General features: G+C 67.5%; 14 protein-coding genes. 10 read left to right on the top strand and 4 right to left on the bottom strand.

Annotated elements, in window-relative coordinates; all coding sequences use genetic code 11:
• Positions 1–29: 29 nt before the first annotated feature.
• The 5 genes from purT to A5790_RS16160 are packed head-to-tail and all read left to right on the top strand — an operon-like array spanning position 30 to position 3,812.
• Positions 30–1,283, top strand: a complete 1,254-nt coding sequence (gene purT, locus A5790_RS16140) for a formate-dependent phosphoribosylglycinamide formyltransferase (RefSeq protein ID WP_066846149.1) — start codon at positions 30–32, stop codon at positions 1,281–1,283.
• Positions 1,284–1,285: 2 nt separating this feature from the next.
• A complete protein-coding gene (locus tag A5790_RS16145; RefSeq protein ID WP_066846152.1) occupies positions 1,286–1,732 on the top strand; it encodes a lumazine-binding protein in 447 nt (148 codons plus the stop codon).
• Between the two features lie 20 nt (positions 1,733–1,752).
• Positions 1,753–2,172: a rhodanese-like domain-containing protein gene (locus A5790_RS16150; RefSeq protein ID WP_066846156.1), complete on the top strand. Its 420-nt coding sequence runs from the start codon at positions 1,753–1,755 to the stop codon at positions 2,170–2,172.
• Entirely contained in the window at positions 2,169–3,395 is a 1,227-nt protein-coding gene (locus A5790_RS16155) for an O-succinylhomoserine sulfhydrylase (RefSeq protein WP_066846159.1), read from the top strand. Before A5790_RS16150 ends, A5790_RS16155 begins: the two co-directional genes overlap by 4 nt.
• Positions 3,396–3,812, top strand: coding sequence for a hypothetical protein (locus tag A5790_RS16160; RefSeq protein ID WP_066846162.1), 417 nt, complete (start codon positions 3,396–3,398; stop codon positions 3,810–3,812). It begins immediately after the preceding gene.
• 6 nt (positions 3,813–3,818) lie between these two features.
• Here the strand turns inward: A5790_RS16160 and A5790_RS16165 are convergent, their stop codons facing one another.
• Positions 3,819–4,670, bottom strand: coding sequence for an SDR family oxidoreductase (locus A5790_RS16165; RefSeq protein WP_066846164.1), 852 nt, complete (start codon positions 4,668–4,670; stop codon positions 3,819–3,821).
• A 121-nt stretch (positions 4,671–4,791) separates the two neighbouring features.
• Here A5790_RS16165 and A5790_RS16170 point away from each other — a divergent pair, with 121 nt between their 5' ends.
• Both A5790_RS16170 and A5790_RS16175 read left to right on the top strand, forming a co-directional pair.
• Complete coding sequence (locus A5790_RS16170) at positions 4,792–5,271, top strand: GNAT family N-acetyltransferase (RefSeq protein WP_197696806.1); 480 nt, start codon at positions 4,792–4,794, stop codon at positions 5,269–5,271.
• A 105-nt stretch (positions 5,272–5,376) separates the two neighbouring features.
• Positions 5,377–5,673 carry a hypothetical protein gene (locus A5790_RS16175; protein ID WP_231987810.1) on the top strand — a complete coding sequence of 99 codons (297 nt, stop codon included), beginning with the start codon at positions 5,377–5,379 and terminating at the stop codon, positions 5,671–5,673.
• On the opposite strand, the gene A5790_RS16180 is transcribed toward A5790_RS16175, so the two are convergent.
• Positions 5,670–6,413, bottom strand: a complete 744-nt coding sequence (locus A5790_RS16180; protein ID WP_066846169.1) for an MBL fold metallo-hydrolase — start codon at positions 6,411–6,413, stop codon at positions 5,670–5,672. The genes A5790_RS16175 and A5790_RS16180 overlap by 4 nt on opposite strands.
• A gap of 55 nt (positions 6,414–6,468) precedes the next feature.
• On the opposite strand from A5790_RS16180, the gene fgd reads away from it, so the two are divergent.
• The 3 genes from fgd to A5790_RS16195 all read left to right on the top strand — a co-directional run bounded on the left by fgd (position 6,469) and on the right by A5790_RS16195 (position 9,909).
• Positions 6,469–7,470: a glucose-6-phosphate dehydrogenase (coenzyme-F420) gene (gene fgd, locus A5790_RS16185; RefSeq protein WP_066846275.1), complete on the top strand. Its 1,002-nt coding sequence runs from the start codon at positions 6,469–6,471 to the stop codon at positions 7,468–7,470.
• Positions 7,471–7,495: 25 nt separating this feature from the next.
• Entirely contained in the window at positions 7,496–8,488 is a 993-nt protein-coding gene (locus A5790_RS16190) for an endonuclease/exonuclease/phosphatase family protein (protein ID WP_066846172.1), read from the top strand.
• A 161-nt stretch (positions 8,489–8,649) separates the two neighbouring features.
• Entirely contained in the window at positions 8,650–9,909 is a 1,260-nt protein-coding gene (locus A5790_RS16195; RefSeq protein WP_066846175.1) for a glycosyltransferase, read from the top strand.
• A gap of 13 nt (positions 9,910–9,922) precedes the next feature.
• On the opposite strand, the gene A5790_RS25525 is transcribed toward A5790_RS16195, so the two are convergent.
• The gene (locus A5790_RS25525) at positions 9,923–12,271 is read right to left on the bottom strand and encodes a glycosyltransferase (protein ID WP_231987811.1); all 2,349 of its coding nucleotides are present in this window, start codon (positions 12,269–12,271) and stop codon (positions 9,923–9,925) included.
• The gene (locus tag A5790_RS16205; RefSeq protein ID WP_231987812.1) at positions 12,261–13,403 is read right to left on the bottom strand and encodes a glycosyltransferase; all 1,143 of its coding nucleotides are present in this window, start codon (positions 13,401–13,403) and stop codon (positions 12,261–12,263) included. Before A5790_RS16205 ends, A5790_RS25525 begins: the two co-directional genes overlap by 11 nt.
• Positions 13,404–13,425 lie beyond the last annotated feature (22 nt).

Below are 13,425 nucleotides of genomic sequence, written 5' to 3' on the forward strand. Positions count from 1 at the left end.
GCGACGGTGTCTGGCAGGCTTGAGCCCCGATGACTGATACCCCGCAGACAGCGGTCGAGCCCGCCGATCCGGTGACCGACCCCGAACCGGTCGCCGGCACGCCCGGCGCCTCATCGGTGATGCTGCTCGGCTCGGGCGAACTGAGCCGGGAGCTGGCGCTGGCGTTCCAGCGGTTGGGCGCCGAGGTGATCGCGGTCGACCGCTACGCCGACGCCCCGGCGCACGGCGTCGCCGATCGCCCGGTCGTCGCGAAGATGAACGACGCCGAGGAGCTGACCGCGCTCATCGAGAAGGAGAATCCGCGCTATGTGGTGGCCGAGGGCGGTGTCATCGCCGCCGACGCGCTGATCGCCGTCGCCGAGCGCGGTGTCGCCGAGGTGCTCCCGACCCCGCGCAGCACCCGGCTGTCCCTGGATCGGGAGGGCCTGCGCCGGTTGGCCGCCGACGAGCTGGGCCTGCCCACCGCACCGTTCTGGTTCGCCGGATCGCCCCAGGAACTCAGTGCGGTCGTTCAGCACGCCGGTTTCCCGTTGGTGGTCAAGCCGATCGCTTCGGCCGCGGGTGAGGGCGAGTCGGTCCTGGTGCGCGCCGAGGACGTCGAACCCGCGTGGCAGCGCGCGGTCGCCGCCGGCCGGATCCCGCACAACCGCGTGATGGTCGAGTCGGTGGTCGAGATCGATTTCGAGGTCACCCTGCTGACAATCCGCACAATCGGGCCGACGGGACCCGCGGTGCACTTCTGTGAGCCCATCGGGCACCGCCAGGCCGACGGCGACGCGCTCGAGTCGTGGCAGCCGCAGCGGTTGGCGCCGGCCGCGCTGGACGCCGCGAAATCGATCGCTGCGCGCATCGTGAACTCGCTGGGCGGGCGCGGTGTGTTCGGTGTCGAACTGTTGGTCCGCGGAGACGAGGTGTACTTCGACAACGTGCGCCCGCGCCCGCACGACAGTGGCCTGGTCACGCTGCGCTCGCAGCGGCTTTCGCAGTTCGACCTGCACGCTCGCGCGATCCTGGGCCTGCCCGTCGACACGATCATGATCTCGCCCGCCGCCGCGGAGATCGTCTACGCCGGCGCGGAGGCGCGACCCGCGAGCGGTCAGGACCCGCATGCGGTGCTCGCCGAGGCGCTGGCCGTGGCCGAGAGCGACGTCGCCTTGTTCAACCGCCCCGACGAGACCGAGGACAGGCGGCGACTCGCGGTGGCGATGGCGACCGCGCCCGATCCGATTGTCGCCCGTGACCGCGCTCGACGCGTCACCGCCGCGCTGCGCAGGCTCTGGTAGCGATGGCCGAATCCGAATCCACACCCCGCGACCGGCCCACCGCGGCGCCGTTTCTGATCGGACTCACAATCTTTGTGCTCGTCGTGATCGTAATCGGGCTGCTGAACCTGTTCAGCGGCGAACAGGAGCCCGCCGACCAGCAGGTGGCCCGTGCCGCGGTCGGGCAGAACGACGCACTGCAACGGCAGAACTACTCCGACTACCGCGGCTACACCTGCCCGGAGCAGGCCGGTACCGAAGCGCAAGTGCTTGGCGCGCAACGGGATTCCGTCGCTCAGCGCGGTGAGCGGTTCGTCGATGACGTCACCGAGGTCGCCGTCGCCGGTGACCGCGCCACGGCCAAGGTGACCTACCATTTCAACAACGCGCCCGACGACAAGAAGGTTGTCGAGATGGTGTTCATCCGCGACGGCGACGCCTGGAAGGTCTGTTCCCCCGGTCCCAGGTAGCTGTGGGACACTCAACGACCGTGAGTTACGCCGGAGACATCACGCCCGAAGAGGCTTGGAAGCTGCTGACCGGCACCCCCAACGCGGTGCTGGTGGATTGCCGCACCGACGCCGAGTGGCGCTTCGTCGGCGTACCCGACCTGTCGTCGCTGCAGCGCGACGTCGTGTTCATCGAGTGGAACCGCGCCGACGGCACGCACAACGACGCGTTCGTCTCCGATCTGCGGCGTGAGATCACCGACGCCGGTTCCGGCGTGGGGCCGGTGGTCTTTCTATGTCGCTCCGGCAACCGGTCGATCGGCGCGGCCGAGGCCGCCACCGAGGCCGGGATCGGGCCGTCGTACAACATCCTCGATGGCTTCGAGGGCCACCTCGACGCGAACGGGCACCGCGGCGGTACCGGGTGGAAGGCAGTCGGACTTCCCTGGAAACAGTCATGACGCCGGAGCCCGACGACACCGTCCCGTCGGTCCGCATACCCGCCGAGCTGCCGGAGGGAGTCAGCCAGGCGACCATCGGTGTGCGCGGCGGGCTGTTGCGCTCGGAATTCGAAGAGACCGCCGAGGGGCTGTTCCTCACCTCGGGCTATGTGTATGCCTCGTCTGCTGACGCCGAGAAGGCGTTCACCGGTGAGATCGACCGATATGTGTACTCGCGCTACGGCAATCCGACTATCTCGATGTTTGAGGAGCGACTCCGCCTGATCGAGGGTGCGCCCGCGTGCTTCGCAACCGCGACGGGCATGGCGGCGGTGTTCACGTCGCTCGGGGCGTTGCTGGGCGCCGGTGACCGGCTGGTGGCCGCTCGCAGCTTGTTCGGCTCGTGCTTCGTCGTGTGCGACGAGATTCTGCCGCGCTGGGGTGTGGAGACGGTGTTCGTCGACGGGGACGACCTGTCGCAGTGGGAGCAGGCCCTCTCGGTTCCCACGCAGGCGGTGTTCTTCGAGACCCCGTCCAATCCGATGCAGTCGCTGGTGGACATCGCCGCGGTTTCTGAGCTCGCTCACGCCGCGGGTGCAAAGGTGGTGCTGGACAACGTGTTCGCGACGCCGATCCTGCAGCAGGGTTTCCCGCTGGGGGCCGACGTGGTCGTCTACTCGGGGACCAAGCACCTCGATGGGCAGGGGCGTGTGCTCGGCGGTGCGATCCTCGGCGGCAAGCAGTACATCGACGAGCCGGTGCAGAAGCTGATGCGCCACACCGGGCCTGCGCTGAGCCCGTTCAACGCGTGGACATTGCTCAAAGGACTGGAGACGCTCGCGGTGCGGGTGGACTACCAGAACACGTCGGCGCAGCGAGTTGCGGAGTTCCTGGAGGATCACCCCGCCGTGAGCTGGGTGCGCTATCCGTTCCTCGAGTCGCACCCGCAGTACGACCTGGCCAAGCGCCAGATGACGGGCGGCGGAACGGTTGTCACGTTCGAAGTCAAGGGGGGCGCTAAGGAGCACGCATTCAAGGTGATCGACAAGCTGCGCATCGTCGACATCTCGAACAACCTCGGCGATGCCAAGTCGTTGGTCACCCACCCGGCGACCACCACCCACCGCGCGATGGGGCCGGAGGGCCGCGCTGCGATCGGGTTGGGCGACGGTGTCGTGCGGATCTCGGTGGGCCTGGAGGGAACCGACGACCTGCTCAACGATCTCGATCAGGCGTTGAGCTGAGTGTCCAAGCGCAGCGACGCGAAGAAGGCCCGCCGGCGCAAGCGGCAGGCGGCCCGCAACGAGCGTTGGATACCCGACACGGTTATGGACGCGCTGACCGAACAGACCGCGACGGCGGCGGTGCTCGAGGCCTTCGACGAGCGAATCACCGAGCGCGGCTGGGTGTTCGACGACGAGCTCTCCGACGAGGAGTCCGCGCTGTGGTTCTACCCTCCGTCGCAGGCCGAGGTGGCTGACGAAGATCTGGTGTCGGTGACGACCGTGGTGCTGACCGCTGACGACGCCGCCGACGTCGCGCACGTGGTGTTCGTAGGCACGGCCGACGACTACCAGTTCAACTTCGACGAGCTGTTCGAGTCGCTTGACGTCGTCGAGGCCTACCGGTTGGGCGATCCCGCACCGACCTTCCCGGTCTAGCGCCGGTCAGTCCTCGACGACGCCCTGCGCGGTGCGTGCCCGGTCCTCGTACTTCTTGCGGGCGGTCGTGTCGAAATCGAGGAACACCCGGTCCAGTCCCAGCTTGTTGTTGAGCCAACGACGCCCGCGCGGGCCGAGCATCTGCGCGGCCTGGGCGGTGAAGCGCAGCGGAGTCGGCACGGAGACATGGGTTTTCGGCTTGTCGAGGGTTTTGACGATCGCCGCGGCGATGTCCTCGGGCTCGACCGGTTTGATCGCCCCGCCGCTCTTGGTGCCCGAGATCAGCTCGGTGTTGGTGAACGGCGGCATGATCACCGACACGTCGACGTTGTGCGCTGCGACCTCGTCGGCCAGCGCGGCCGTCAACCCGACCACACCGAACTTCGCGCCCACATATACGACCTGGCCCGGCACCGGGATCAGCCCCGAAAGCGAGGCGATGTTGATGATGTGTCCGCTGCGCCGCGCGATCATGTCCGGCAGCACCAGCTGACAGCCGGTGATCACGCCGTAGAGGTTGACCTCGAGGGTCGACCGGATCGACTGCTCGGTCTCGTCGACGAACGGTCCGATCGGCATCACGCCGGCGTTGTTGATCAACACGTCGATGCGACCGCCGCCCTCGGTGCGGGCCTTGTCGAGGAACGACGCGAACGACTCCCGGTCGGTGACGTCGAGCGGATAGCCTGACGCCTGCCCCAGGTTGCCCAACTGGGCGACGGCCGATTCCTGCAGTGCCACGTCGCGGTCGCCGATCACTACGCGGGCGCCGCGCGCCAGCAGCGCCTTGGCGGTCGCAAAGCCGATCCCGCGGGCGGCACCGGTGATCGCGATGGTCTTGCCCCTGATGTTGTCCATGCGGCCAAACTTTACACGTGTCAAGTTTGGTGGGGAAGTGGCCATTCTCGGATCGGACCGAGCCGTCGCGAGGTACTGGAATGGACGTGCCCGGTTCGCGTTGGACAGTTAGGTGAAACCCGTGTCGACCCAGCCCACGTTCGTCGCCGTCCGCCAGGACGACCCCTTGGCTGAGCCGTTGCTGGCGGAGTTAGCGGTCGAGTACTCGCAGCGCTACGGCTCGCCTGAGAACGCTGTGAGCAGGTGGCTGCGAGGGCATCCGGCCGACGCGTTCGCCCCACCCAACGGTGACCTGGTGGTCGGGCTGCTCGGCGACCGGCCCGTCACCGGCGGTGCCTTCTGCCGGTTCGACGACACCACCGCCGAACTGAAGCGGATCTGGACCGACAGCCGACACCGCCGACAGGGCCTGGCGAAGGCGCTGCTCGTCGAACTCGAGGCCCGGATCGTCAGGCGCGGCTATCGGCGGGTCTACCTGACCACCGGTGACCGCCAACCCGAAGCGGAGGCGCTGTATGCCTCCGCCGGGTACCAGAGGCTGGACCCGCTGCCCGCCGAGGGCGATGTGTTCCCGGTGGCGTTCGCCAAGGCGCTGCGATGAGGGAGCGCCGGCCACCCGCTCTCAGACCGGTCATGTCTGCAACCGGCCTATAGGCTGGGCTGCGGCGCCGGCCCGGAACGGACTTCCGCGGCGCCGGGGGTGATGGTGGCGTTGTCGCAAACGATGATCGGCTGGCTGCTGGTGCTGGGCGGTCTGCTGACGTTCCTGTTCGGAGTGGCCTCGCGCGTGTTCATCGGGCGCCGTCGCGAAACGAAGGCCGTCCGCGTCATGGTGCACACCTTCCGCCGGACCGGGGTGGCGCGCGTGCTGTTCGGGCGGTTCGAGAGCGACGTGCTCGACGACGACGAACTCGACGCCATGATCCTGATGCCGACCATCGTCATCGCATCCGGGCTGTGCTTGACCGCAGTCTTTCTGCTCGGCTACCAGAACCTGGTCTAGGACGTGCTTTGACGCGCGGCCCGTTCGGCGGCGTCGCGGATCGCCCCACGCCATACCGGGCCGTGCCCGGGCAGCAGCACCTCGGTGTCCAGCAGGCTGAGCGCCGACAGGCTACGCACGCAACCGTCCTGGTCGTGGTTGAAGAGCCCAGGCAGAAGCTGCGGCCCTGCGCGCGTCGACAGCGGGTGCCCGGTGACCAGCGCGTCGCCACTCACCAGAACGCCGTCGACCAGGAACGAACAATGCCCACCGGTGTGACCCGGCGTCGGAAGCGCCATCGGCTTGCCGGGCAGACCCGCCGCCACCTCCTCGGTCAGCACCTGCGCGGTGGGTATGCCGTCGCGCACCATGGCGCCCTTGCGGGTGATCGCGACCGACCACGTGAGATAGCGCGGACGCCAGACGTGCTTGGCGATGTCGGCTGGGGAGGCTTGTTCGAGATACTCGCGCTTCGCGTGGCCGACTTCGGCGGCGTGGCAGAAGACCGGGGTGCCGTACGTCTTCGCGAACCAGATCGCCGAGCCGAAGTGGTCGATGTGGGCGTGCGTCAACAGGATTGCGCGCAGATCGTCGACCCCGAAACCGAGCTCACGCAGCGATGCGAGCACATCGTCGCGGCTGCCGGGGAATCCCGTGTCGATCAACATGACGCCCGCTTCGTCGGCCACCAGTGTCCAGTTGACGAGGTCGGTGAACGCGAAATGGACGGTGTCGGTGATGGCGCTCAGGGCTGCTGCCATGCCGCGAGTGTAAGCAAGGGAGTAGAAACGAATCGTGGCTGAAACCAAACCTGGACTGAAACTGGGCTACAAGGCGTCGGCGGAGCAGTTCGCGCCGCGGGAGCTGGTCGAGCTGGCCGTGGCGGCCGAAGAGCACGGCATGGACAGTGCGACGGTCAGCGACCATTTCCAGCCGTGGCGTCATGAGGGTGGCCATGCGCCGTTCTCGCTGGCGTGGATGACCGCGGTCGGCGAGCGCACGACGAACCTTCTCCTCGGGACGTCGGTGCTCACCCCGACGTTCCGCTACAACCCCGCGGTGATCGCGCAGGCGTTCGCCACCATGGGCTGTCTATACCCCGACCGGATCTTCCTCGGCGTGGGCACCGGCGAGGCGCTCAACGAGATCGCCACCGGCTACGAGGGCGACTGGCCCGAGTTCAAGGAGCGCTTCGCACGCCTGCGGGAGTCGGTCAAGCTGATGCGGGAGTTGTGGCTGGGCGACCGGGTCGACTTCGACGGCGAGTACTACCACACCAAGGGTGCCTCGATCTACGACGTGCCAGACGGCGGCATCCCGGTGTACATCGCCGCGGGCGGGCCGGTGGTGGCCAAGTACGCCGGCCGTGCGGGTGACGGGTTCATCTGCACCAGCGGCAAGGGTGAGGAGCTCTACAAGGACAAGCTCATCCCCGCGGTCTCAGAAGGTGCCGAGGCGGCGGGCCGCGACCCCGACAGCATCGACCGGATGATCGAGATCAAGATCTCCTACGACACCGATCCCGAGCTGGCGCTGGAGAACACCCGGTTCTGGGCGCCGCTGTCGCTGACCGCCGAACAGAAGCACTCCATCGACGATCCGATCGAGATGGAGAAGGCCGCCGACGAGCTGCCCATCGAGCAGGTCGCCAAGCGCTGGATCGTCGCATCGGACCCGGACGAGGCCGTCGAGAAGGTGAAGGACTACGTCGACTGGGGACTCAACCACCTGGTGTTCCACGCCCCGGGCCACGATCAGCGCCGGTTCCTCGACCTGTTCCAGCGCGACCTCGAGCCGCGGCTGCGCCGCCTCGGCTGACAAGCGAGAACCACGCTCACACAACATGATTCGAGTACCGGCGACGGTCCTCGCCGTGCCTGCATTCGCGTTGGCGTTCGCCGGTCTGGTGTCGCGCTATCTGCCGGTCGACAACGAGATCGTGCTGGTGCTCGCCTCGGCGTCGCCGTACCTGACCGCCGCGGCGCTGGCGTCGATGGCGCTGTTCGCGGTGGCGCGGCGATGGGCGGCGACGATCCTGGCCGCGGCGCTGTGCGTGGTGATGCTCGCCGTGCTCGCGCCCCGCTATCTGGGGCCGGAGGAGACCGGTGTTCCCGCGGTCTCGGTTCGGGTGCTCACCGCCAACCTCGGGATGGGTGGCGCCGACGCGCGCGCGTTGGTGGCGTTGGCGTCCTCTGCGGCCGACGTCCTCGTCGTACAGGAGATGACTCCGCAAGTGGCCGAAGCCATGTCGGCCGCCGGACTCGACAGGGCCTTCGTCCACCGGGCGATCGACCCCCGCCCGTCGGCCGACGGGATCGGGGTGTGGACCCGCCATCCGATCGTGGCCTCGGCCGCCGTCGAGGGCTACCAGATGCCGATGCTCAGCACCCGGATTCGCGTGCCTGGCGTCAGGCTCGACGTCACCGTGCTCGCCGTGCATCTGGCCGCTCCGTGGGTTCAGCCGCTGCGCTGGTTCTCCGACGACATCGCGCGATTTCCCGAGACGCTGCGGGCGTTAACCGATACCGCCGGCTCCGGTGCGGTCGTCGTGGCGGGCGACCTCAACGCGACCTACGACATGAGTCCCTTCCGTCGGCTGTTGGACGAGGGCTACCGCGACGCGGCCGAACAAGCCGGTGCGGGTCTGGTCCGCAGCTACCCGAGCAGACCGTGGCTGCCGTCGGTGGTCGGCATCGACCATGTCCTGCTGCGTAATTGCGCGGCCTCGTCGGCGTACACCGTGGAGGTGCCCGGATCCGACCACCGCGGGCTCGCAGCCATCGTCAACATCCCCGCGGACCCGCCAGCTGACGGTTTAGACGTTTCTCCAACGTAGTTGAGACAGGCAACGTGAGTGGTTCGGTCGGCGCGAATCTTAGGCCGATAGCGAGCTCAGGTCGTCGTACCCGGTTACTGTTCGGCTATCGTTCGCTGAGCGTCTACTGGGGTTCGGCAGAGTCATCATCTGAGTGAATCACTCGAGAGCATCGGAGCGTCATGCCCGCGTCTGTCGCATTGATCAGTCCAGTGAATCCGTATCCCACTGATGCCGGTAAGAAGGTCGTTCTCGCCGGTTTCGTGGATTATCTGACCGACCGGGTCGGCGCGAACAACGTGTTCTACATGATGGTCGGCGGTGAGTGCGACGATCACTTTCCGGCGGTGCTTCGCCGACTGGGAAAGCCGCGTGGCCGCGCGGCGATCGCCACCCTGGTGACGCGGACGCTGACTGGGCGGTCCAGTATGCAGGAGTCCCTCCTGAACACCCCGCGGCTTCGCGATGCCATCCACCGCACTCTGCGGGACATCAAACCTGACCTCGAGATATACGACACGGTCCGGATGGCGCAACACGTACCCGACACGAGCGGCCGTGCGGTCTGCTACCTCGACGACCTGTTCTCAGAGCGGTACCGCGGGATGCTTCAAGCGGCCGCACGGTATCCCGACGTCGAGCTCCAAGCGATCGGCAATTTTGGAGTTCACGTACCCCGGGGGCTGCGCCCTTTAGCCTCGTGGCAGCCCAGCCAGCGCGCGTTGCTTCGCGTGGAACAGCGGCTCGTGCGGCGAAGCGAGGACAGGGTCGCGCGCCGCTTCGACACCACGTTGTTGATCAGCGAGCAGGAGGCGGCGCTGCTCCGCGCTCGCGCAGGCGTCGACGACACCCGCATCCATGGAATACCACCGCTGCTGAGCGACCGCCCATCGCCGGTGCGGAATTACCGGGGTGCTCCGGATTTCGTCTTCCTGGGGCAACTCTCCCTGACGCACAACGACGACGGCCTCAGGCACTTCCTCACCGCGGTATGGCCCCTCGTTCTCAAGCAGCGGCCCGACGCCAAGTTGACCGTCATCGGCCGCGACCCCTTCCCGAATCTGACTGCGTTGGCGGCACAGTATCCGGACAGCGTGACCCTCGAGGGCTATGTGCCGGAGCTGACGAGCATCCTTTCCCGCAGTGCTGCGCTGGTCAGTCCACTTCGATTCGGCTCGGGCGTCAAGCTGAAGATCATCGAGGCGCTCGGCGCGGGGATGCCGGTGGTCTCGACGTCAATCGGCGCCGAGGGTGTGACGGTGGGAGCCGAATACGGTGTCCTGGTGGGTGATTCAGCGCCAGATTTCGCGCAACTCATGCTCGAGGCAACGGATACTCCGTACAACGCCGACCTGTCCGCTGCGGCACGGCAGCACTTCGACAGCACCTACTCCCGCAAGGCGGTCTTCGCTCAATACGACATGGTGTTCGGTCTGCGCTGACGTCGACGAAGCGTCACCGTCGCCGATCTGGCAGCGCCTGCAGGAACCGGGCGGCGACTTCGTCCCAGGATGCGCGTGTCGAAAGCGCTTGCGCTCCTGCGTCTCCCATTCGACGGGCTTCTGCAGGATCGGAGAGCAGTCGGATCAGAGCATCGGCCAGCGCCTCGGGATCCTCCGGCGGTACCAGCAGGCCTGAGACGCCGTCGTCCACCGCGGTCGGGATGTCACCGACGCGCGATGCCACCACCGGCCGGGCGAAGGTGTGCGCCAGATGTGCGACACCGGACTGACTGCTGCGCTTGTAGGGCAACACGACACAGCGGGCCCCGGCGAAATAGGACGCCACGTGGGGGGTGGGGACATAGCCGAGGTCCAGTCGGATCCGCTCGAGGCGTGACACCCGCATGCGCAGCTCGTGTTTGTCGATGTCGGTGTCGGCGGCGCCGGCGATGACGAGCTCTGCCCCGGGCACGGCTTTCAACACCAATGGCCAAGCGTCACAGAGTGTATCGGTTCCCTTGTAGCGGGTGATGGTTCCGAATGCCAGCGCCACCTGCTCGGTGGCGTCGGCAGGAGGGACAGGAGTGGCGAACAGTCCTTCGTCACCGTGCGGTATGACGTGGATAGGAGCACGCACCGGCCACGTCTCTTTCAGCGCCCGCCGAGCGGTCTCGCCCAGCACAACAGCCACGTCCAGGTCGACGTATGCCCGGCTGAGCGCGCTTCGGGTCACCGATGCGGTGTGGTACATCCCCTCCAGTTCTCGGCGCCGCACCAACGGCCGTGGTTCGTGCGATATCAGAGCCAGGACGGCATGCGGAAGTAGACGCCGTACGACCTGAACGCCGAGGCCGTCGAGTGGAAATTGCCAGATCGACCAGACAACCACGTCCGGTCGTTTGACAAGCAGATAACCGAGCAGCACGACCCAGGCGGTAGCGTGTTGACCGGCTCGTACGCCACGGCGGGCCCGGCGCCACCATTCCGGGGCGTTCTCGCCCGCGTTCGGGTGCCACGTGGGCAGGATGCTGCGGACACGGCAGCCGGGCACTCGCGATGCGAATTCCGGTGTAGGCCCGGTGATGACGTCGACGTCCTCGCCGGCGCTCGCGAGGCCTTCGCCGAGCTGTAGGGCGAAATGGAACAGTCCACCAGAAGGCGCGAACTGCACCAGCGCGATGCGCCGCCGGAGCGCGGTGTCGTCGCCCCCCGCGATGACCTGTCCGTACAGGTCCTGCAACCTCGACGCCCACGTCGTTGCGCTGAAGATGGTCTGGTAACGCTGCCGGGCCGCATTCTCGATGCGCTGCAGCCGGGGTCCGCCTTCTTCGATGATCCTCGCCATATCGGTGATCGCCGCGCCCAAAGCCGCCGGTGCGCCGGGTTCCACGAGCACCCCGCAGTCGGGTGCGACGATGTCGGTGATTCCTCCTGCCCTGGTCGCGACGATCGGTCGCGCCGCGGCCAGCGCCGAGATGAGCGCGGTGGGCAAGGCGTCTTCCCGGGACGGGTGCACGACGAAGTCACAGGCACCGATCAAATCACCGATGTCCGAACGGAACCCGAGTATGCGGACCCGCTCGCGAAGCGACGGGTCTGAGTCAACGGTCGCGGTGATCTGTTCGAGTAGCGGGCCGTCACCCGCCAGCGCCACTGTCAGCGGCGGCTCGTCGGGCACCGTGCGCATGGCTTCGAGAAGATCGGAGTGGCCCTTCTCCGGGCGAAGGAGGCTGACGCACACCGCCAGCAAGCCATCGGGCGTCACACCCAGCTCTTCTCGAACGCTCGCCCGGTCCCGGGTCGTATCGGGTTCGTTCACGCCGTTGGGCAGCACGGTGATCGGTACGTGCTCGCCGGCGATCTCGGTGTACCAGCGGCGTTGGGCCTGCGAAAGGGCGATGACGGTCCGTGCCAGCCGCCGGCGAGCGCTCAATGCCGCACGGACTCGCAGCCGCTGTCTGCGCGAGGTGGCCTTGTCGATGACGTGCAGGGTGGAGACCGCGGGGACACCGGCCAATCGCGCCGCAAGTCCGCCCACCACGTCGGCATGTTTGAGGTGGGTATGGACGATGTCGACGCGCTCCGCACGCAGGATCCGTGCCACGCGCAGCGCTGCGAACGCGTCGTAGCGCGGTGAGTGCAGTTCGAAGACGGCCACGCCCTGAGCCCGCAACGGGGGTACGACGCGGTTGTCGACGCCCACCGATGTGTGGACGTCCGATAATCCGATCACGACCATCCGCATCCCAGCGGCCGGCGCGACCCGCGCGAGTTCCACGAGCACCGCTTCCGCGCCGCCGGCGCCAAGCGAGTGGATGACATGGGCGACGGTGATCGCCGTGTCCGCGCGGTCAGGCCTCACGGATCACCTCTGCATACAGTCGGTTCAGGTTCTCGATCCAGCGGGCCAGTGAATACTTCTCATTGATCAGGGCCCTTCCGGCTCTACCGTATTCAGCAGCGCGCACCGGATCGCCGATGGTGCTCACCAACGCCTCGGTGAGCGCGCGGACATCGCGAACCGGAACGAGGCGGCCCGTGACGTCGTCGATGACGATTTCACGGGTGCCACCGGCGTCTGCGGCCACGACCGGCAGCGCGCAGGCCGCGGCCTCCAGTAGCGCGGTGGGCAGCGCTTCCTCGACCGACGCCGAGACCACGCCGTCAACGGTGGCCAGGACGGCGGCGACGTCCTCGCGGCGTCCCAGAAGCGTCACCGAATCCTGGAGGCCGAGTTCGGAAACCGCGCGTTCGATGTCCGGGCGGGCGGGGCCGTCACCGACGATCAGTAGGCGCGCGCCGGGATGAGCGACCGCCACGTCGCCCCAGGCCCTCAGCAGATCGGCGTGGTTCTTGTCGGGGCGCAGCGCCGCGACGCATGCCCAAACGGGCGCATCGGTGTGGTCACCGGAGCGCCCAGCGCTGAAGCGATCGGTGTCCACACCGTTCGGGATCATCCGCCATGTATGCCGCGCCGGACCGTGCAGCCTGGCGTACTCATCGAATGCGTACTGCGACACCAGGATCAGCCGGCCCAGGCGGGCCGGGATCCGTACCGACAGCCGCTCCTTGAGCCACTCTCGTCGGTTGGTGTGTTTCTGCGGGATGAGGTGGAGGGTGGCGACGACGGGTTTGCGCGCCAGAAGACCGGCGAGCGGCACGAGGATTGCCGAGTATCCGAGGTGCGCGTGTACGACGTCGGCCGAGGTCCGCCGCAGGGTGCGCACCAAGCGGATGAAGCCCCCGATGTCGGCCAACTTCTTCACCCCAAGGTAGGTCGGCTCGAGGCCGGCCTCTGCGATGCGACCGAAGAGCGCGGTGCGGGTGCCGACGGGAGGAGCCAGGCTCGCGGCCGAGATCCTCATCGAGGCGGGGGCGTGTGTCCCCAGTTCGGCGACGAGATTCTCGGCACCTCCGAAACTGAAGGAGTCCAACACCATCAACACGTGTATCGGACGTGATGTGGTGCCGTCAGCCCGCAAGGGTTCCGACATCCTCAACCTCCAAGGCTTGATC

Origin of the sequence: Mycobacterium sp. 852002-51152_SCH6134967 (assembly GCF_001667105.1) — a bacterium.
Lineage (GTDB): Bacteria > Actinomycetota > Actinomycetes > Mycobacteriales > Mycobacteriaceae > Mycobacterium > Mycobacterium neumannii_A.

Excerpts from the sequence above, each read along its gene's own strand:
- purT (WP_066846149.1), top strand. The coding sequence starts at position 30 with ATGACTGATACCCCGCAGACAGCGGTCGAGCCCGCCGATCCGGTGACC.
- A5790_RS16145 (WP_066846152.1), top strand. The coding sequence starts at position 1,286 with ATGGCCGAATCCGAATCCACACCCCGCGACCGGCCCACCGCGGCGCCG.
- A5790_RS16155 (WP_066846159.1), top strand. The coding sequence starts at position 2,169 with ATGACGCCGGAGCCCGACGACACCGTCCCGTCGGTCCGCATACCCGCC.
- A5790_RS16165 (WP_066846164.1), bottom strand. The coding sequence starts at position 4,670 with ATGGACAACATCAGGGGCAAGACCATCGCGATCACCGGTGCCGCCCGC.
- A5790_RS16180 (WP_066846169.1), bottom strand. The coding sequence starts at position 6,413 with ATGGCAGCAGCCCTGAGCGCCATCACCGACACCGTCCATTTCGCGTTC.
- A5790_RS16190 (WP_066846172.1), top strand. The coding sequence starts at position 7,496 with ATGATTCGAGTACCGGCGACGGTCCTCGCCGTGCCTGCATTCGCGTTG.
- A5790_RS16195 (WP_066846175.1), top strand. The coding sequence starts at position 8,650 with ATGCCCGCGTCTGTCGCATTGATCAGTCCAGTGAATCCGTATCCCACT.
- A5790_RS16205 (WP_231987812.1), bottom strand. The coding sequence starts at position 13,403 with ATGTCGGAACCCTTGCGGGCTGACGGCACCACATCACGTCCGATACAC.